19 protein-coding genes are annotated in these 19,502 nt (G+C 39.8%); 13 read left to right on the top strand and 6 right to left on the bottom strand.

The window, feature by feature from the left end; genetic code table 11:
- The first annotated feature begins 25 nt into the window (after window positions 1-25).
- Entirely contained in the window at window positions 26-1,195 is a 1,170-nt protein-coding gene (locus tag ABJG98_RS19075) for a 5-(carboxyamino)imidazole ribonucleotide synthase (protein ID WP_348281155.1), read from the top strand.
- Window positions 1,195-1,683 (top strand): 5-(carboxyamino)imidazole ribonucleotide mutase, encoded by a 489-nt coding sequence (gene purE / locus ABJG98_RS19070; RefSeq protein WP_348281154.1) that lies wholly within the window; start codon window positions 1,195-1,197, stop codon window positions 1,681-1,683. Before ABJG98_RS19075 ends, purE begins: the two co-directional genes overlap by 1 nt.
- Here purE and ABJG98_RS19065 read toward each other — a convergent pair whose 3' ends face one another.
- The 4 genes from ABJG98_RS19065 to ABJG98_RS19050 form a co-directional block, all read right to left on the bottom strand.
- Complete coding sequence (locus tag ABJG98_RS19065; RefSeq protein ID WP_348281153.1) at window positions 1,684-2,661, bottom strand: TerC family protein; 978 nt, start codon at window positions 2,659-2,661, stop codon at window positions 1,684-1,686.
- Window positions 2,662-2,762: 101 nt separating this feature from the next.
- Window positions 2,763-4,241, bottom strand: a complete 1,479-nt coding sequence (locus tag ABJG98_RS19060; protein ID WP_348281152.1) for a sodium:proton antiporter — start codon at window positions 4,239-4,241, stop codon at window positions 2,763-2,765.
- A 62-nt stretch (window positions 4,242-4,303) separates the two neighbouring features.
- Window positions 4,304-5,536 (bottom strand): Glu/Leu/Phe/Val dehydrogenase dimerization domain-containing protein, encoded by a 1,233-nt coding sequence (locus ABJG98_RS19055; protein ID WP_348281151.1) that lies wholly within the window; start codon window positions 5,534-5,536, stop codon window positions 4,304-4,306.
- A gap of 39 nt (window positions 5,537-5,575) precedes the next feature.
- Window positions 5,576-6,634: an anhydro-N-acetylmuramic acid kinase gene (locus ABJG98_RS19050; protein ID WP_348281150.1), complete on the bottom strand. Its 1,059-nt coding sequence runs from the start codon at window positions 6,632-6,634 to the stop codon at window positions 5,576-5,578.
- On the opposite strand from ABJG98_RS19050, the gene ABJG98_RS19045 reads away from it, so the two are divergent.
- The 8 genes from ABJG98_RS19045 to ABJG98_RS19010 all read left to right on the top strand — a co-directional run bounded on the left by ABJG98_RS19045 (window position 6,633) and on the right by ABJG98_RS19010 (window position 13,614).
- Entirely contained in the window at window positions 6,633-7,346 is a 714-nt protein-coding gene (locus ABJG98_RS19045) for a type III pantothenate kinase (RefSeq protein WP_348281149.1), read from the top strand. The genes ABJG98_RS19050 and ABJG98_RS19045 overlap by 2 nt on opposite strands.
- Window positions 7,347-7,465: 119 nt before the next feature.
- Complete coding sequence (locus ABJG98_RS19040) at window positions 7,466-8,707, top strand: hypothetical protein (RefSeq protein WP_348281148.1); 1,242 nt, start codon at window positions 7,466-7,468, stop codon at window positions 8,705-8,707.
- 13 nt (window positions 8,708-8,720) lie between these two features.
- Window positions 8,721-10,040: a hypothetical protein gene (locus ABJG98_RS19035; protein ID WP_348281147.1), complete on the top strand. Its 1,320-nt coding sequence runs from the start codon at window positions 8,721-8,723 to the stop codon at window positions 10,038-10,040.
- A complete protein-coding gene (gene lptC, locus ABJG98_RS19030; protein ID WP_348281146.1) occupies window positions 10,018-10,659 on the top strand; it encodes an LPS export ABC transporter periplasmic protein LptC in 642 nt (213 codons plus the stop codon). Before ABJG98_RS19035 ends, lptC begins: the two co-directional genes overlap by 23 nt.
- A complete protein-coding gene (locus ABJG98_RS19025; protein WP_348281145.1) occupies window positions 10,659-10,883 on the top strand; it encodes a hypothetical protein in 225 nt (74 codons plus the stop codon). Before lptC ends, ABJG98_RS19025 begins: the two co-directional genes overlap by 1 nt.
- Complete coding sequence (locus ABJG98_RS19020) at window positions 10,876-12,153, top strand: hemolysin family protein (protein ID WP_348281144.1); 1,278 nt, start codon at window positions 10,876-10,878, stop codon at window positions 12,151-12,153. Before ABJG98_RS19025 ends, ABJG98_RS19020 begins: the two co-directional genes overlap by 8 nt.
- A 43-nt stretch (window positions 12,154-12,196) precedes the next feature.
- Window positions 12,197-13,162, top strand: coding sequence for a 1-acyl-sn-glycerol-3-phosphate acyltransferase (locus ABJG98_RS19015; RefSeq protein WP_348281143.1), 966 nt, complete (start codon window positions 12,197-12,199; stop codon window positions 13,160-13,162).
- Entirely contained in the window at window positions 13,159-13,614 is a 456-nt protein-coding gene (locus ABJG98_RS19010; protein WP_348281142.1) for a GNAT family N-acetyltransferase, read from the top strand. The genes ABJG98_RS19015 and ABJG98_RS19010 overlap by 4 nt, the downstream gene beginning before the upstream one ends.
- Here ABJG98_RS19010 and ABJG98_RS19005 read toward each other — a convergent pair.
- Both ABJG98_RS19005 and ABJG98_RS19000 read right to left on the bottom strand, forming a co-directional pair.
- Entirely contained in the window at window positions 13,611-14,456 is an 846-nt protein-coding gene (locus tag ABJG98_RS19005) for a hypothetical protein (RefSeq protein WP_348281141.1), read from the bottom strand. The two genes, ABJG98_RS19010 and ABJG98_RS19005, sit on opposite strands and share 4 nt — an antisense overlap.
- 17 nt (window positions 14,457-14,473) lie before the next feature.
- Window positions 14,474-17,035, bottom strand: coding sequence for a M14 family metallopeptidase (locus tag ABJG98_RS19000; RefSeq protein ID WP_348281140.1), 2,562 nt, complete (start codon window positions 17,033-17,035; stop codon window positions 14,474-14,476).
- Between the two features lie 132 nt (window positions 17,036-17,167).
- Between ABJG98_RS19000 and ABJG98_RS18995 the strand changes: the two genes are divergently transcribed.
- From ABJG98_RS18995 to ABJG98_RS18985, 3 genes are all read left to right on the top strand, one after another.
- Window positions 17,168-18,295 carry a helix-turn-helix domain-containing protein gene (locus ABJG98_RS18995; RefSeq protein WP_348281139.1) on the top strand — a complete coding sequence of 376 codons (1,128 nt, stop codon included), beginning with the start codon at window positions 17,168-17,170 and terminating at the stop codon, window positions 18,293-18,295.
- A gap of 67 nt (window positions 18,296-18,362) precedes the next feature.
- Entirely contained in the window at window positions 18,363-18,950 is a 588-nt protein-coding gene (locus tag ABJG98_RS18990; RefSeq protein WP_348281138.1) for a YceI family protein, read from the top strand.
- Between the two features lie 2 nt (window positions 18,951-18,952).
- A complete protein-coding gene (locus tag ABJG98_RS18985) occupies window positions 18,953-19,468 on the top strand; it encodes a YceI family protein (RefSeq protein WP_348281137.1) in 516 nt (171 codons plus the stop codon).
- The last annotated feature ends 34 nt before the right edge of the window (window positions 19,469-19,502 follow it).

Here is a 19,502-nt window from a genome sequence, read left to right as displayed (position 1 = left end):
ACTTCATTATAAATTTTGACCTGAGATGACAGGACTGGATTATCTTTGCTTCATGCCTTCAAAAGACATAACTGACCTAAAAATTGGTGTACTGGGTGGTGGACAGCTCGGACGCATGATGATCCAATCGGCGATTAACTATAATCTGGATATTTCAATTTTAGATCCAGATGAAAATGCGCCATGCGCGCATCTGGTGAAAGATTTCACGATTGGAAAATTGACAGACGAGCAGTTGGTTTATGACTGGGGAAAAAGCTTTGACTTAATCACCATCGAAATCGAGAATGTAAGTGTAGCAGCACTTAAAAGACTACAGTCTGAGGGCGTAAGTGTGTATCCTCAACCGGAGATTATTGAGCTCATTCAGGATAAGCGAAATCAAAAAACATTTTATAAAGCCAATCGCATTCCTACATCTGATTTTGTGCTGACAGAAAATGCGGCAGATGTTGCAAACTTCAAGGGGATGCTTCCTGCAGTTAATAAGTTAGGCACAGAAGGGTATGATGGTAGAGGTGTGCAAATGATTAAGACTGAAGCAGATTTGGATAAAGCCTTCGATAAGCCTGGTTTGCTTGAAAAACTAGTTGATTTTGAAAAGGAACTAAGCGTAGTTGTTGCTCGAAATCAGAACGGTGAGATGACTTGTTTTCCTGTGGTGGAGCTGTCGTATCACCCAGAACATAATCTGGTCGAGTTTCTTTTTGCACCGGCACAGATTTCAATTGAAGCCGAAAAGAAAGCCTATGATCTTGCGAAGGATGTAATTGAGAAACTTGATATGGTGGGTCTCCTTGCAGTAGAAATGTTCTTGGCAAAAGACGGTGGAATACTGGTAAATGAAGTTGCGCCGAGGACTCACAATTCTGGACATCATACAATTGAAGCGAATAGAACCTCACAGTTTGAACAACATCTTAGAGCTGTTTTGAATATGCCACTTGGTTCTACAGAGCTCATTACACCAGCGGCGATGGTCAATCTTTTGGGTGAGGATGGATTCAGCGGTAATGCTCAATATGAAGGTATGGAACAATGCATGGCAATGCATGGAGTTTATGTGCATCTTTATGGTAAGAAACTGACCAAACCGTTCCGAAAAATGGGACATGTAACAATTACAGATCATTCTATCGATGACCTGAAAACGAAGGCACGCAAAGTAAAAGAAACACTAAAAGTAAAAGCATAATGGCAGCAAAAGTTGGAATAATAATGGGAAGTAAATCAGACCTTCCTGTCATGCAACAAGCAGCAGATGTTCTGGAGGAATTGGGAGTGTCTTATGAGCTTACTGTCGTTTCTGCACACAGAACTCCACATAGAATGCTCGAATATGCTGAGGGAGCCAGAGGGAAAGGGTTGCAGGTCATAATTGCAGGCGCAGGAGGTGCAGCTCATCTTCCAGGTATGGTTGCTTCTCTCACGACTCTTCCGGTTATTGGAGTTCCTGTTAAATCAAGTAACTCAATCGATGGATGGGATTCAATTCTATCGATCCTCCAAATGCCTGCAGGAATTCCAGTAGCTACTGTAGCTCTTGATGGTGCAAAAAATGCGGGAATACTGGCAGCTGAGATCGTTGGATCTACCGATAATAAAATCGCTGATAATCTTCAGAAGTACAAAGAAAGCCTTAGAGATAAAGTAATGGAATCCTTAAGGAGCCTAGAGAAATAATTATTCTGATACTTCTTCTTCAACAGTTTCAGGTTCTTCAGCTTTTGGAAACATTAACGATAGCACAATAGCAAGTACCAGAGCGCCGATAATTATACCGAACGAAAGGTAGATTGGTATGTGAACATCTATGATTTCTGCCAGCATCTTTGCTCCAATAAATATTAAAACAATCGATAGCCCCTTTTGTAGGAGGTAGAACTTGTCAAGGACATTGGCTAGTAAGAAGAACATTGCTCTCAGCCCCATTACTGCAAAAATGTTCGAAGTGTAGATTACAAATTCATTTTGTGTAATCGCAAATGCAGCAGGGATTGAGTCAACGGCAAAAATTAAATCTGTTGACTCTATAAGAATGATCACCAAAAAGAGCGGCGTAAAGAGGAGCTTACCCTTTTCTCGAAGCCAAAACTTACCACCTTTGTCGGAAGTACTCATTGGAAGAACTTTTTTGGCAGCTTTGAGCAAAGGGTTCTTTTCGGGCTCAATCTCCATATCGTCTTCTTCACTAAAAAGTTTAATTCCCGAATAAACAAGGAATACACCAAAGACGTACAGAATCCAGTGGAATTCAGCGATGAGTAAAGCTCCAACGAAAATAAAAATTGCTCGGAAGACAATTGCTCCTAATATCCCCCAAAATAAAATATTATGATAGTATTCTTCTTTTACATTGAAATATCTCAGAATTAACAGAATAACAAAAATATTGTCTATGGATAGTGCCTTCTCAGTAACGTAAGCAGAGAAGAACTCCAGCGTTGCAGCAGGTCCTTCCCCATAGAAATAGATCAATGTGCCATATCCTACAGAAACAAGGACCCAAAAGATGGATTGCTGTAGCGCCTCTTTTTGAGAAACTTTTTGATGTTTTTTATGAAAAATCCCAAGATCAACGATCAGGAAAAGAACAATAATAGCCCCGAATACTCCAAAGAGTATTCCTTCATTCTGTCCTCCAAATATGTTAAGCAGCATTATAAGGCGATTATTAAACAATGAGGGTTAATCAAATTAAGTAATAAAGGGCAAATAAAGAAAAATTTATTGGATATAGGAACAATCCAAGTCCGTCACATTCAGTGTCCCATGAAGAAGATCAACCAAATAATGATCAGGACGGGTAACAGGATAGGAATAGAATATTTAATGATGTATGAAAAGAAAGAAGGCATTTTGATACCTACTTGCTCAGCAATTGACTTAACCATAAAGTTTGGGCCATTACCTATATAGGTAAATGCTCCAAAAAATACAGCTCCGAGTGAAATTGCCATTAAGTCCAGCAATGAATCCTTGTATTCATTATTAGCAAAGGCGATTACCTCCTGAATTTTGTTTACATCGGCACCAACACTTGCCATCGAGGCAGTTAGAAAATTAACATATGTAGGTGCATTGTCCAGGAATCCGCTAAGTATCCCAGTGCCCCAATACAAGGTGCTTGGTCCTATCAGCGCCTCACCTTTAGGGGATTGAGCAAACTCACTCACAAGTTCTAATGCAGGCATCATTGTAAAAAAAATGCCAATGAAAAGAAACGCAACTTCACGTATTGGTTCAAAACTAAATTCATTGCCTTGCATGGCTTGTAAGTCGGAAAATTGATATGAACCGAATGCCGCTAACAGCATGATAATTTCCCGTAAGTATGAAAATTTTTGACCTTCATATTCAATACCCGGCACCCAATCAAAAACATTTGGATCAAGGAATACTGCAGCTACTACGACAGCTAGCCAAAGAAAATTTCTTTTGCCTTTCAGGGAGATGGCTCCTGTTGGTGGCACTTCTTCCTCTTCTTCTCCACGCATCAATGCGTAGTTAGTTTTATTTCGAATATCAAAGAGATAGAAAAAGACTAATAATAATATGCAGGCAATAGCCCATGGCACTAAGTTGTGAATCACCGTCCACTCAAAGGGAATACCTTTCAAAAAGCCTAAAAACAATGGAGGATCTCCGATAGGTGTCAGTGAGCCACCTACATTACTCACAATGAATATGAAAAATACAATGTGATAGGGCTTAATTCGGTTTTTGTTTAAACGAATAAAAGGACGAATTAAGAGCATTGACGCACCAGTTGTACCTATTATATTGGCAATTACTGCACCAATGGCCAAAATCAAAAGATTGGTCAAAGGTTTAGCGTCCTTATCAACAATAATTAAAATACCTCCTGATGCAACAAATAGCCCGGTCAACAAAGCGATAAACTGTATGTATTCTGCAGCTGAGTGTACGGGACTGTGCTCATTGTGTAGGAAGAATAAATAATAGGTGCATACTAGAAAAGCTAAAATGATTGAAATGACTGGATAGCTTTTGTGCCAGAAATGTGGATAAAATAGTGGGCCGGTCGCAATCATTATCAGTAGAAGCACAAAAGGAAAGACACTCCAAAGTGCTGGCTTTTCTGAGGAATGACCATCTTCAGACACATCATGATCCATTGTCTGATGTGTTTCCTGTTGTTCCTGCATAGGCGTATCGCTGGCATGAGCCACGACGATGACGGTCATTAATAGGATGGCAACAAGAATTCTCCCAATCATTAGGCGATACTGATTTATACTAAAGATATCATTAGCTCAGACAAAAACAAACCTACTTATAATCAAACAAGCTTATTTAACGAAATAGTAAAGGCGGTCTCAGCAATGTTTACCCGGGTATTATTTTCATTGTAAACAGCTTTGAGAGCATCTCCGATTGTGTTTGAGCAATCATTGAAAATGTCGGCGTCAGTCAAGACATCATCATTGTCAGGATCCATGAGAAATGCAAAAGTTCTGGCCATTCCACAATTGGCAATAAAGTCCGGTAGTAATGACACTTTCTTGTCAACAAATTCTGCGATAGGACCGTAAAAAATCTCGTCATCACTAAATGGCACATTGGCTCCACATGAAACTACTTCTAGATCATTATTGATCATTGAGTCTGCCTGATCTTTAGAAACAAGTCTTGAAGCGGCAGCAGGTATGAATATCTCAGCCCCCATAGCCCAAACATCATTATTGATTTTGTCAAAAGGAATCAAGTTTTCAGCTACCAATTTATTTCCTTCTTTATCATGGAACAATTTTTTGATTTCATCAAGTGTAAATCCATCCGGATTCATTAAACCACCAACTCGGTCAATAATTCCAACTACTTTAACACCATATTTAGCCAGGTATAAAGCTGCTGTCGATCCAACATTGCCCCATCCCTGAATAATCGCTCTTTTCTCACCAATATTTCCTCCCCATATTTGATAATAGTGGCGTACCGCTTCAGCTACGCCGTATCCAGTAATCATATCGGCCACTACATATTTTTTTGGAGAGTTGGGTATGTATTCCTGATCTTCCAAGACCTTAGATACACCTTGCCTTAAACGGCCCAACATATGTATTTTTTTTGGTTTATGCGGATTGAAATGACCATTTACAATGCCTTCCTGAGGATGCCATAAACCGAAATCTTCAGTTATCGGAATCACTTCATGAATTTCATCTACGTTCAAATCCCCGCCGGTGCCGTAATAATTCTTTAGCAAGGGATATACTGCATGATACCATCTTTTAAGCACGCCCTCTTTCCTTGGATCATTTGGATCAAAGTTGATTCCTGATTTTGCACCACCTATTTGTGGCCCTGAAACAGTGAATTTGATTTCCATGGTTTTAGCTAGAGATTCAACCTCTCTTTTGTCCAAACCTACTCTCATTCTCGTGCCACCACCGGCAGCTCCACCTCTCAGCGAATTGATTACTACCCAGCCTTTAGCCTCAGTTTCGGCATCAGACCATTCAAAAACAATTTCAGGGGTTTTATCTTCAAATTTTTTAAGGAGTTCTTTCATCTGTCGTGCTTCAATATTTTGAGGGCGCAAATCTAATCATTAAGGAAGATGTATCACACCTGATGATGTGTCTTTACTTGCACCTGTCACTGAAGAGAGTGTGTTTATTTCATTTCTCATCCGTTTAAGAGCCAAAAAAGCAAAGACCAATGATTCTTTGAAGACCACTAGCTTGGTATCTGGCACATACACTTCCCAGTCATTGAGTTGACTTCTTATTCCATTGATCAGAAAGGAATTAAAAGCACCCCCACCTGTAATTAATAATTTTGATCCAGTCGAGCCTGACATGCTCCTTTGTATTTGCTCAGCAATTACTTGGCAATAAGTGTAAAGCCCGTCTTTAGGCTCAACAGCTCTCAATATTTCTAAGTCTATAAAATTATTTGGTAATGATTTGGGAGGTGAAAGTGAAAAGAATGGAAGAGTTGATATCCTTGAATAAAAAGCTTCATCAAATTTTCCTGACTTACCAAAATCGCCATTCTTGTCATACGGTTCTCCCAATTTCTCAGCAAAGTAGTTCAGCACCTGGTTGCATGGGCAGATGTCCCAGGCAGTGTGATTCGCCTTCAAGGAGATGTTTGCAATCCCTCCAAGGTTTAGACAAGCATCGTATTCATTGAACAAAGTGAAGTCTCCAAAAGGAACCAACGGAGCGCCTTGCCCTCCGTTTTGGACATCAAATGATCGAAATTCCGTGATCGTGGTAATTCCTGTTTCTAAGGCAATTGTGGTTCCATCTCCCAGTTGCCAACTAATGTTTTCGGATGGCTTGTGAATAACAGTGTGTCCGTGTACTGCCAAAATATCAATAGCCGGAAGATTCTTTTTAAAATTATTGACACAACGGGCTATCCACTTTCCAAAGTCGATATCTAAAAGCTCCTGATTTTTTTTCTTCTGAGTTGGTGATCTTTTTAGACGGTCTAAGAGGTCACTTGGATAGCTTATGACTTCACAATTTTTTAGTTGATATTCCCATCCATTATTTGTCTCTGTGAATAACGCATGAGCAAGATCCAGTCCATCCATAGAAGATCCAGCCATTACTCCAACTACTGAATAAAATGATTTGTCTTTCCTTTGTGAAACCATGAGCGAAAAGTTAGAAGTAATATTGGTGGATATTGGCAATAGTTCAATTAAAACTACGGAGGTTGTGAAAGGTGAATTTCTCGATACTGTTACCTGGAAGAATTTGGAAGAAATTCTGACCAACTATAAAGACATTCCACTGATGGTATCATCAGTGAAGGAAATAGCTTCAGGAACCTTAATTGGGCATCGGGCTCACGTTTTAACCCATCAATCACCTCTTCCGATAACACTAGACTATAATACCCCTGAAACACTCGGTGCCGACCGCATTGCAGCAGCTGTAGGCGCCAACGAGCTTTTTCCTGAAACCCACAATTTAGTGATTGATTTGGGCACCTGCATAACAACTGATTTAATTGATAGCTCAGGTGTTTTTAGAGGAGGAATTATATCACCCGGTCTTAAAATGCGAATGAAAGCAATGTTCAATTACACCGATCAACTTCCAGATATTTCAGAAGAATGGCAAGGCATAGATTCAGCCGAGTTGGGTAAATCAACAAAAGAATGTCTTTTTAGTGGATCATTTTGGGGTATTGTTCACGAATTAAATGGCGTTATACGGACATTAGAGAAGGATTTCACAAGTCTTAACACGATATTGACTGGTGGAGACGCTCATTTCTTTGAATCCAAACTAAAAGCCCACATCTTTGCTGGCTCAAAAATTGTGCAGAAGGGTCTATACAGAATTTGGAAGTATCAGTGAAATGTCTTTTTGAGTCAAAAATGAACTCTTGTTGAGTTAGTTTAAGGGATTGAGCAAGTTTTGATGTTTAGTCCAGAAAAAAGGCATTCCATGTGGCCGTTGAAAAGTTGGAAACACACATGAAAAGGATTTTAACAGGAATTACCTGTTTATTGTTAGTACAGTTCGTCCATGCTCAATCGATTTATTCGTTTCAGGGGCTGGGTAGCTTGAACCATCAGGGGATGCCTAATAACATAGGCATGGGTGAGATTGGGATTGGAACACCTACCATTTGGCATATCAATACACAAAACCCAGCAAACCTCATTTATAATACGTTCAGCACATTTCAGCTAGGTCTGGAAGTGGATCGAAGACGATTTTCTGGAGATGATGTTTCTGGTACAGATACAGATGGAGGATTGAGATTTCTTGGTTTTGCATTTCCAATAATGCCGGGCAAGTGGTCCTCTTCTTTTGGGATTTTACCATATAGCTCGGTGAGCTATAATACCTTTTCGGAAGGCACCATACCAGATACTGGCGAAACAGTAAGTCAACTATCAAACAATCGAGGCGACGGGGGGCTTACTAACTTTTTCTGGGCCAATGGCTTTAGCATAAAGAAAAAACTATACGTAGGTGTAAGAGCAAATTACACGTTCGGGTCGATCGAGAAAACCTCAACCATTTCCATATCTGGCGAGGATGTACCGGTAAGTAACGTGTCTTACCAAGAGTTAGAATCTTATTCTGATATAAACTTCTTATTTGGACTTGGATATAGACATCAGCTCTCGGAAGATCGATTTCTAAATTTTGGCGCTACTTATTCGCCAAGTAGTTCATTGAATGGCTCATCCGAACTTTCATTGATTAGATTGACAAACACAGGTAGAAGAATTGAAACAGTGACTGTGGGTACTGAAGATATTCAGTTTGACTTACCAACCACTTTTGGCTACGGCATGTCATATGAAAAACTAAACAATTACAAAATAGGATTTGACATTGAGTCACATGGCTGGAACAGTGCCGGCAGTGATGCCCAGGAATACAACAATTCAGTAAAATTTGCCTTGGGCGCAGAGTGGACACCTGACTATGATAACGTGAATAGCTACTGGAAGCGCGCCAAATATTCGGCGGGGTTTAACTACCACAAACTTCCATACATCGTAAATAATCAGGCACTTATTGATTTTGGTATTAATTTTGGTGCCTCTTTACCAGTAAGTGGCTTTTCAAGTTTGGACTTAGCCTTTAAATGGGGACAGCTTGGAGAATCAACGAACGGATTAATTAAGGAAACCTACTATAAGGTTGTTATAGGGGCAACAATAAATGATAGATGGTTCATTAAAAGAAAGTATGACTAGCAAATAGTGAGTTATGAAGACGATTAATAAAATACTCGGAGCAGCTTTTTTTCTAACACTAGCAGTTGGGGCAAACGCGCAAAATGGATGGAACTGGGGAGAGCAGATAGATATTGCCAAAGAAAAAAACGTACTCTACACAGATGCGAAGAATGCAAAGAATTTCAAATCTGCAGTTCCGCCACTAGAATGGCTTTTAGAGAATACTCCTGATCTTAACCCTTCCATTTATATCAATGGCGCTAAAATCTATCAAGCACTGGGTAAAAAGGAAAAAGATGCTGCAAAAAAAGAATCTTACATTCAGCGAGGGTTAGAGCTTCATGATAAAAGAATAGAGTACTACCCAGAAGATAAGGCTGATATCATGGATAGAAAATCCATTTATGCGTACGGATTCTACAGCAAAACCAAAGAGAAGTACCCTTATTTGTACGAAGTGTATTCAGAAGCTTTTGAGCTTAATGGTGCTAATATGAACTCTGGAAATTTGGTGGCTTATATGAATGTTGTATATAAGTATCGATTTTCAGGTGGCGATCTAAGTGACGAGCAAGTAATTGAAATTTATTCGGCAATTTCTGATGCTTTGGAAAAACAAAAAAGTCGTGTTTCTGGTGACAACAAGAAGAAGTATGACAACATGATGGGAAATGTCGATAAGCTTCTTACCGCAACAGGAGTAGAGATTAGCTGCACGTTTGTTGAAGAAAAACTTGGACCAAAATTGGATGAAGGCAATGACCTTAATATGGCGAAGAAAATTTTTGGCCTCATGCTGAAAGGTAAGTGTCTCGATAGTCCATTGGCTCTCAAAGCAGCAGGTATTGTTCAAGACAATGAACCAACCTTTGGAGTGGCTAAATTCATGGCCCAGAAAAATGGACAAGACGGAAACGATGCGAAGGCAATTGAGTACTTTCAGGAAGCAGCAGGTCTTACTGATGATAATGGGGAGAAGGCTGAGATGTACGTAAATATTGCTCGAATTCAAATGAAAAATGGGCAGAAGTCTACAGCAAGGAATAGCGCAAGACGAGCTTTGTCATTCGATCCATCATATAAAGATGCCTACAAATTAATAGCAGATCTTTATATGGGTAGCTTTGATGATTGTAAACAGGAGCAAAGTCAAGTACAGGACAGAGCAATATTTATTGCGGCTTACAATGAGTACAGAAAAGCAGGAAACAGTTCCGGAATGGCTGCTGCAAAAGCACAATTCCCTTCCATTGAGGACATCTTCAATGAAGGAAAACAAGAAGGGGAGTCACTCACCATCGGATGTTGGATAAATGTAACTGTAGCTCTTGAGAGACGTCCAGCAAACTAAGAATTCGTTCATTAAAATTATAACTGCGGCCTGGAAGGTACTTCCGGGTCGCTTTTTAGTTTTAAGCCTTTGGGTGGTTGTTTTGGCATGCAACCAACGTAAAGACCTAATTGACCAACCTTTATACGAAGGTCCATTGTCTTCTATGGACAGTGCCGTTACTCAAATGAGTGATTCGGGATTGGTGGTAATGCAGTTAGAAACGGCTGTTCAAAATAATTTTGAAAATGGTGATCGCGAGTGGCCACAGGGATTTTATATCGAATGGTATAATAGCAGAGGTCAGGTGACTAGTTACTTTTCCGCAAACTATGTTTACTTCACCAAAGCGGATAACCTATATCGTGCAGAAGGGAATGTTGTAGTAAAAAGTATTTCAAAACAGGACGAATTAAACACCGAGGAGCTTTTTTGGAACCAGTCTGAAGAAAAATTTTATACAGATAAATTTGTTACTATTAATTCAGAAGGGGAGGTTCATACAGGTGAAGGAATGGAATCCAATCAGGATTTCACCGAGTATCGAATCTTAAAACCAAGAGGAACGTTTACCCTAGAAGATGATCCTAAACGTCCTGCACAGAGAGATATTCCCCTTCGACCGACCCAAAAGAACTAATGAGATTATTTGATATAATACTCTTTGTACTGGTCTTTTGTACCTTCATCATAGGAGTAGATCAAGCCATTGTTGTGGGGCTTGCAGAGTCATACTGGATTTTTATGTTTAGTATAGCACTCTTATTTTTATATGGATATCGCAAAGGTCAGAGACAAGCTCGAGAAAAAGAGGCTTTGAAATCCTCTAAAAATCAAAAGAAAAAGAAGCGAAAGCATGGATGATCCGCTCTCCTATTTGATCATACTTCTCTGTTTGTTATTCTCGGCATTTTTTTCCGGAATGGAAATCGCATTCGTATCTGCTGATAAGCTCCATATAGAGGTTCTGAAGAAGAAAGGAACATTTGCCGGACGTATTTTGGCACTCTTCACTCGCAATCAATCTCAGTTCCTTGCCACCATGCTAGTAGGTAATAACATTGCTCTGGTACTCTATGGTATATTTATGGCCGGGTTGTTGGAGCCAATCATTATTTCATTATTTCCCGCAGCACCCGACGTTATAGTCTTGATTGTCCAATCGATTGTATCGACAGCTCTTGTCTTGTTGACTGCCGAATTTCTACCTAAGAGTCTTTTTATGATAAATCCCGATTTCTCACTTAGGCTTTTTGCTTTTCCTATGGGACTTGTCTATGTATTGATGTTTCCGGTCGTCTTCTTAGTGGTGAAAATTTCAGCATTATTTATATGGATGTTTGGTTATCGTCTTTCTGATGAGAAGCCGGTATTTGGACTTACTGATCTTAATAATTACATCAAGAATAATATTCTCAATATAAAAGATGAAGAGGAGGCTGAAATCGATGCGAAAATTTTTAACAATGCAATAGAGTTCAAAACAATAAAAGTGCGGGAGTGCATGATTCCGAGAACAGAGATCATCGCTGTGGACGAAAATGATTCAATTGAAGAGCTAAAGAAGCATTTTGTAGATAGCGGTCATTCTAAGATCCTTGTTTACAAAGAATCAATCGATGAAGTGATAGGATATTGTCATGTTCTTGAGCTTTTTAAGAAGCCTGAAGATATTAAATCAATCCTTGCTGAAATTCCTATCGTTCCAGAGACCATGCTTGCAAATGAACTTCTTATTCAGTTTATCACTGACCGAAAAAGCCTGGCGCTCGTGGTTGATGAATACGGAGGCACTTCAGGGCTGGTTAGCATAGAGGACGTGATTGAAGAAATCTTTGGTGAGATCAGAGATGAACATGATGATGAATACCTGACCGAACAACAGCTTGATGAGCATAATTTCATCTTCAGTGCGAGACATGAGATTGATTATCTGAATGACCAGTATCAACTATCGCTTCCAGAAGGTGAGTACGATACATTGGGAGGACTGATATTTGCCTACCATGAGGATATTCCTGAAGTCAATGAAGTAATTGAAATACCACCATTCATCATCACGATCTTTACCATGGAGGAGAATCGAATCGATAAGGTTAAATTGACCCTAATAAATACAGAAGAACTCGTGTAAAATGAATGTCTTCTATTCATCCTTCAAAGTTTTTATGAAACTGATGCTTCGATCTTATTTTCATAAAATAAGAATAGAAGGAAAGGAGAATGTCCCCAAAAACACCCCGCTTATAGTTATCCCCAATCACCAAAATGCTTTTTTAGATGCAATTTTGGTTGGAGCGTTTATACCTATCCCACTTCATTATCTTACAAGACAGGATGTATTTACCTGGTGGAGCAAGCCGTTACTTCGGCTAATGAATATGATGCCGATATACCGTATTAGGGACGGATTTTCTAAGCTCTCATTAAATGATGCGGTATTTGAAAGTTGTCGTAACCTGTTTGGCAATCACGGTTCTGTATTAATATTTGCTGAGGGTAACCATGGCAAGGACTATTATCTGCGGCCTCTAACCAAAGGAGCAGCCCGATTAGCCCTTCAATCTCAAGAGGCAATTGACACTGAAATGATGGTTCTTCCAGTGGGTTTAAATTATTTCAATCATCAGGCTGCTAACTCTACTGTGCTCATCAATTTTGGCAAACCTATTCCGGTCAAGGAATATGTAAAAAGCTATCAGACAAATGCGGCAAAAGGACTCATTGAAATAAGAAATGCCATCAGTACGGGAATGAAAGAAGTATTGGTAATTCCGGATATGTCACCAGAATATGATCTAAGAGTTCAGGCTATTTTCCAGGAAAAACATGAGGATCTTTCCTTTCACGAATTACAGTCTATTGATATTACTGAGACCATTATTGAAGACAAGAAGCAAAAAAAGAAACACCACCTGGCATGGATATTAAATCCCTTACCCCTCCTTATTATTAGAAAAGTGATAAGTGGGATTGATGATGTCGTGTTTCATTCTTCATTAAAATTTGGGATTGGCCTTTTCGCATTCCCGCTTTGGTGGGTGATTGTTTTTTTTACAATGTTTTTTCTGGTGGGAATTAATATTGCTCTACTTACGGTTATAGTAATGGTTTACGGACTATACTATAGCTATCAACGATGATTGAAATTGTTAACTACCAACCTACCTATGCCACAGCATTCAAAGAACTGAACGAGGCGTGGATCAATACGTATTTTGTAATGGAAGATTCTGACCGCAAGATGTTGGACAATCCCCAAGGCTACATTATCGACAAAGGAGGAGCGATTGTAATAGCTCTTATGGAGAATAAACCAGTTGGCACTTGTGCACTGATCCCATTGAAAAGGGGAGTATATGAACTTGCTAAAATGGCTGTTGCTCCGGAAGCTCAGGGAAAGAAAATTGGCTGGAAGATTGGGCTTGCCACAATTGAAAAGGCGAAAGAATTAGGTGCAGAAAAAGTTTATCTTGAGACCAATAGTGTACTTCAGCCAGCTATTTCACTGTACTACAAGTTAGGGTTCAAGGATGTTGAAGGATATGATTCACCCTACAATCGCTGCAACGTCCAAATGGAAATGAAACTTTAATACTGTCCCCTAAGGAACTTTGTACGATCATAAATGAGGGTGCCCTTGCTGTCCCATTCACGAGTGATGTACGGGTTAAATTTAAAGTTGAAGGGATCATCAGAATATACCACCTCTCGTTTCACTCTTCCTCCATCATAGTATTCTCTCCATAAGCCTATTTTATGTCCAAACTTATATTCGCCACGCACAGCAAGAGAACCATCTTCGTGAAAGGCCCAATATTCGCCATCTTTTTCACCGTAATGCACGGGAATGACTTCTCTCAGTTTTGTTTTTTTGAAATCATAGTAAGCGAGTCTCGACTCCTGTGGCCACCCTTTCCACCAGTATGACTTATCCTGCAAGATATCGTGTCGATTGAATCGCACCCATCTTCTATGCTTGAGACCTTTATAATACCAGCCTTGTTCTATTATCTGATCACCTACCCTTTTCTCATACGGCCCATGAAGCACTCCAGCATTTCGTTGATCCACCTTAAGTGAATTGATTATCTTCTTTTTCTTATAGTCGTACCAATAGAAATCAGAAGCATACTCTGGCGGACCTTCGTATTCTTTTAGTACATTAAAAAGATCAAGTATCACATCATTTCCACGGATAGTTCGTGTGAACGCTTTTCTGGTCTTCAAACCAAAGTAAACATTTGGCTTTACCTTTTTCTTCTTTTTTTTAACGGGCTCTATAACATCATCTTCTTTTTCTTCCAAATCAAGTGTGAGGGGAGTGTCATAATCAACCTTAAAAAGATCTTCAAGAGTCTCTCCATCTTGAGAAAATGCAGAAAGCCCCACGAAAATGAGGCTAACTGTTGCTGCTATTTTTATCTGAACTCTCATTCAGTCATTGTTAAATTTTACTCACCCGCACCACGGCTGATTGCTTCTCCAAAGAACAACGCATTCATAAAGATTTTATTGGTACCATACCAGAATGCTCTAAAGTTTGGATTATCCGCCAAAGTAATCACTTTTCCGCGACCTACATTAGATATAGTCACAGCCGGTGAATTTTTAAATCGCTCAAGGTTCTCTTCCGACACGTATCCGGAAAGTAGCGGGCTTTCTGAATAAACAAATGGATTTGCGTAGGAATTCTTAGACTTTTCCATTACCAGATTATGATTTCTAAACAGCGCCATACGGTCACTTTCCATTCCATATGCCAATGGGTGTGTTAAATCAATTTTAGCTTCAAATATGGAACCTCCAGTTACCTGTGCACCTCGTTCTGCATCCAGATTAGCGTAGGTTTTGAAAGATTCTTTTTTATCCTCATCGTCATCACTGTTGGATGCATATTTTACTTTGGTGATTTCAGAATCAGAAAGCCACTTACCACCATTTTTCCAGGCAATGACAAGTCCACCTTGTGATATCCAGTCTTTTAAGTTCTTCTTTTGAGAATCACTCAATGAACCCCACATATTTGGAATGATAATGCGGTTATATCGAGAAAGGTCACGCCCTAACCGATCCACAGGAAGCAATGTCACCTTCATCTTATATCGCTGATCTAGCAAATGCCAAACTTCGCCTGCTTCGTAGCTGCTAACGCCACCTTCCACAAGCACAGCTACTTTTGGTTCTTCCAAGGTTGTGTGGCTTCTGCTCCCAATATCCACACCCGACTTGGCAAGTCCTGTTTTCAAAGCATAAACATTGACAGCATCTTCCTTTACAATTTGATCAATAGTCTGCTCAATCCATTGTCGTTTATTTTCCTGTACTCCCACCGGAATAATCATGGTACCTCTGGGGAATGTCCGTGTACCATCATTATGTGTTTGATTCAGCATCTGCACTACAATTTTTTTGCTAAGCAATCGGTTGGCGGCTCGCTGAGCCAGATAGCCATATGGTTCGATGGCGTATGCGTATGCCCCTTTATTTCCAACTAATTCTGCTTTTGGCATGTCCGGACTCATTACTTTTTCGCCCATCGCACCACTCATTTCCTTACTTCCGAGTTCAACGTATGGCAAGTTAAATGCGAGTGGCATGGTCCAGGTAGAAACATCATAGAAGAGACTATCGTTGAATGAAGTTCTTGTTTCGAAGATCGCTTTTGCCAATCGATATTGTGGCTGGTTCATAGGTACAACATATGCGTTGTTTGCCTGAAACGACTTACCATTTTTATTCATATTCTTAGCTAGCGGATACACTTCAATGTTATGTTGAACAAGCATTTTAGCTAATTCGTAGTTCTTCATGGGATCTTTGGATGAACCAAAAACGTAAGCTTTAACCGCGTCACGAGATGCTAAATTGGATGCTCCTTGATAGAATGTTTTTTGATAATCCAGAAACTCTTTTCTATGTGCCATTCCAGAGGCCATTGTGGATAGTGATGCTGTAAAATGATTTCTTACAGCCATCGGGAATGTTAAAATTCCATAGTCATTCTCCTGAGCATGTCCCCTTGAGCTTGCTTGTTCAAATAGGATTCCAACACTTCCATTTACATCCGGATAGGTTGACCCTTTGCCTATGTAGAAATCATCGAAACTTTCTTCGCTGTAGTATAATGACCCAATCTCATCCAAATATTTGGCATGGAAAGCTGCCATTTTGTGTGTGAGATCAACATTTTTATCTGGCGTCCAAGGAAATTTTCTCGAAGGAATTCCCGGTTGGAAAAAGAAAGTTGAATTGGTACCCATCTCGTGATGGTCCGTGAGGATGTTCGGTTTCCATTCATGAAATCTAGCAATTCGAGCTCGTGATTCAGGATGAGCAAGTGGTAACCAATCTCTGTTGAGGTCAAACCAGTAGTGGTTCGTTCGCCCGCCCGGCCAGGCTTCATCGTATTCTCTGTCGTTTGGATCAGGATTGATTATATGCGAGCGATGTGTATTCACCCACGTGGAGAATCTGTGGAGTCCATCTGGATTGTAGGATGGATCCAGAATGATGATCGAATTTTCAAGCATTTCATCGATCTCTTGACCAATAGCCGCTGCGAGATAGTAAGCTGTTAAAAGAGAAGCATTTGACCCGCTAGCTTCATTACCATGAATGGAGTATCCAAGCCACATGACAATTGGCATGTCCTCTGTATTCATGTTGCCAGATGTAGATGGATCGGTCAATTTTTTATGATCTGCTTTTATCTGATCCAAATTAGCCAGATTGGCTGGGTTCGAGATGGTGAGATGAATTAAAGGTCTTCCTTCATAAGTTCTTCCAATTTCCTGCATAATCATGCGATCAGATGCCGCGGAAACCTCACGCATGTAATAGAGCAGTTGGTCATGGCTCACATGCCATTCGCCCGGGTGATAACCCAACACTTCCTTGGGTGTTGGAATATCCGGATTATAGGAAACACCCGAAGGCAGATAGTACGTCATGTCTACCTGAGCAAAGGTGAAAAATGAGACAAGAGTTAACAGTAAAGTAAAGTTCTTTTTCATGCTTTCATCAAATTTTGGAATGACTAAACTAACCAAACAATTAGGCAGAAAAAAGGGAGGTTTGATGGGTGGTAGTTAGACTTTCTGTCCTTTAGAACAAGTCGTAAAAACATGATTCATTAACTTAATGGCATGCAGCAATCTCTGGATGTTTGGAGTATCCTCATAATTATAAGCATAGCACATAGTCTCTTTGTGATCAATTTGATAATTCTTAAGAAGAATCATAAAGTGCAAGAGGGAAAGTGGTTGTTAGGTTTGATGGCTGCTCTTCTTTGGCTGCAATTGGAATTTCTTTCCATACGATGGCCATACGATGTTGGCGTGATGGTATTCTATGGCACCCGATTTGGCTCATGGATGTTGGTTGGTCCACTATTCTTTGGCTATCTATTAGTTGTGACTGGAAATAGACCTTTAAAATCTTATCGGCTTTGGTTTCTTCCTTTTGTTATATTCAGCTTGCTGATCCCGATTTTTTTTGGTGATCTTCTAAGTTATCGTCAGGTACATTATGGCATGCTGACTCCTTTTGATAAGCGTCCTGATGAGATCAACTGGATTCAGTATACCTATTCATTCATTTTTATTTTTCAATTTCTTTATCTGCTTTATTTCCTCATACGATCACGAAAAAAAATTATTGACTATCGGAAGCAACTTGAAAAGGCGCAATCTGCAATCAATGAAGAGAACATTCGTTGGCTACGAATCATGTGGTTTGGACTCTTGACTATTTGGGTGTTTGCAATGGGTTTTCTAATACTTCTTTTCTATACTGAGATCTATCGCAGGCACATGGACTATTTATATGTGCTGCCATCAGCTATTTTGATTTACCTGGTTTCGTATAAACTTGCCGGAGTAAAGTGGGAACGACCTGAGACTTCCCTTAAATATGAGAAGAGTGGACTCAAACCGGAAGAAGCAGATAAGTATAAGGGTCTAATACATCAAGTGATTTTAGCGAAGCAGTTATACCTTGTGAAAGGACTAAAGCTTCAGGATTTGGCGGAGCCACTAGCGCTCAATACACATCAACTTTCACAGTTGATCAATCAATACCTCAATACCACTTTCTTCGACCTGATAAATGCGTATCGAGTGCAGGAAGCCAAACAAAGAATTCAAGAAAATCCGGAGTACACTCTCCTGCAAATCGCATACGATTCGGGGTTTAATAATAAAACCTCATTTGTGAATGCTTTTAAACGTTTTGAAGGAACAACACCTTCTCGGTATATGAAAAGTACAGCTTAATTCGGCAATCCCGATTGGAATTGTCGAATCTGATCAATAAGTCAGGTAACCTTAAATCAAAAAAATTATGAAAACTCGATTTAAGGCTATTCTCATTGTTCTGTTATTCACAGTAACCATTCCATCATTAGCACAGACCTATACCGTAGATGCGGGACATTCTTCATTTCAATCCAAAGTGATCAGGTTTGGGGTAGTTCCTGTAGTTGGCAGATTCAACGATGTAAGTGGGGTGGTGATATTTGATGAGACTGATTTGTCAAAGACCAAGGCGACTATTACCATAAAGACGGAAAGCTACGAAGCAAACAATGATGCCGGCGAAGATGCGGTGAAGAGTGCAGCATTTTTAAACGCCGCAGCATTTCCAGTAATACGATTTGAGTTAACGTCTTTGACTGGTGATAAGGATAATTACGTGGCAAGAGGGACATTGGAAATCCATGGGGTTAAAAAGGAGATCGAATGTCCGGTGTCTATTCTCGGGCCATCAATTGATCTTCCGACGAAAAAGCAGTCTGTTGGTATTATAGGAAACCTTGCCGTCGATCGGACGGAGTTTGATGTGGGCAGAGAGATGAAGCTTCCAAATGGTATGGTGATTATTGACAATACGGTCATGATCAATTTTGTGATTCTTGGAATAGCTGAATAAGCATGACTCAACTTTTTCTCCTACTTGCTTTTGGATTCGTGCAAAATCCGTCGCTTGAAAATGCTAAAATAACTTTTGAAGTTACCCATATGGGTGTGTTGAAGGTGGAAGGTAAGTTTGATGAGTTGACTGGTGAGATCCGGCAAGTAGGAGATAACGAATGGCGGATTTCTGGTGAGGCTGATGTGCGAAGCGTAGATACCAACAATGATTCTCGAGACGAAACCATTCTCACTGAGCAGTATCTGGATGCTGACAATTTCCCAGTTATACCATTTGAAGCAAGACTGGTCAGAAAAGGCGCATTGTTCTCCATAACCATCGAACTCGAGTTACGAGGAATTGGTTTTCAGCTTACTGGAGAATTACAGGAAGAAGATAGCATACTTGCATCATTGCCAATTACTTTTAAAAGAAGTGATATTGGATTGGATTTTGGATTGATGGATGCGCTGATTGGAGATGAGATAACTCTTGTTATTGATTCCGGGATACAGATAAGTGAATTGAATTGGTAACAAAAAACCCACTCAACAGAGTGGGTTTTTAAAA

This window comes from Ekhidna sp., assembly GCF_039960695.1.
Lineage (GTDB): Bacteria > Bacteroidota > Bacteroidia > Cytophagales > Cyclobacteriaceae > Ekhidna.
This window is presented reverse-complemented; position numbering and strand designations above follow the sequence as displayed.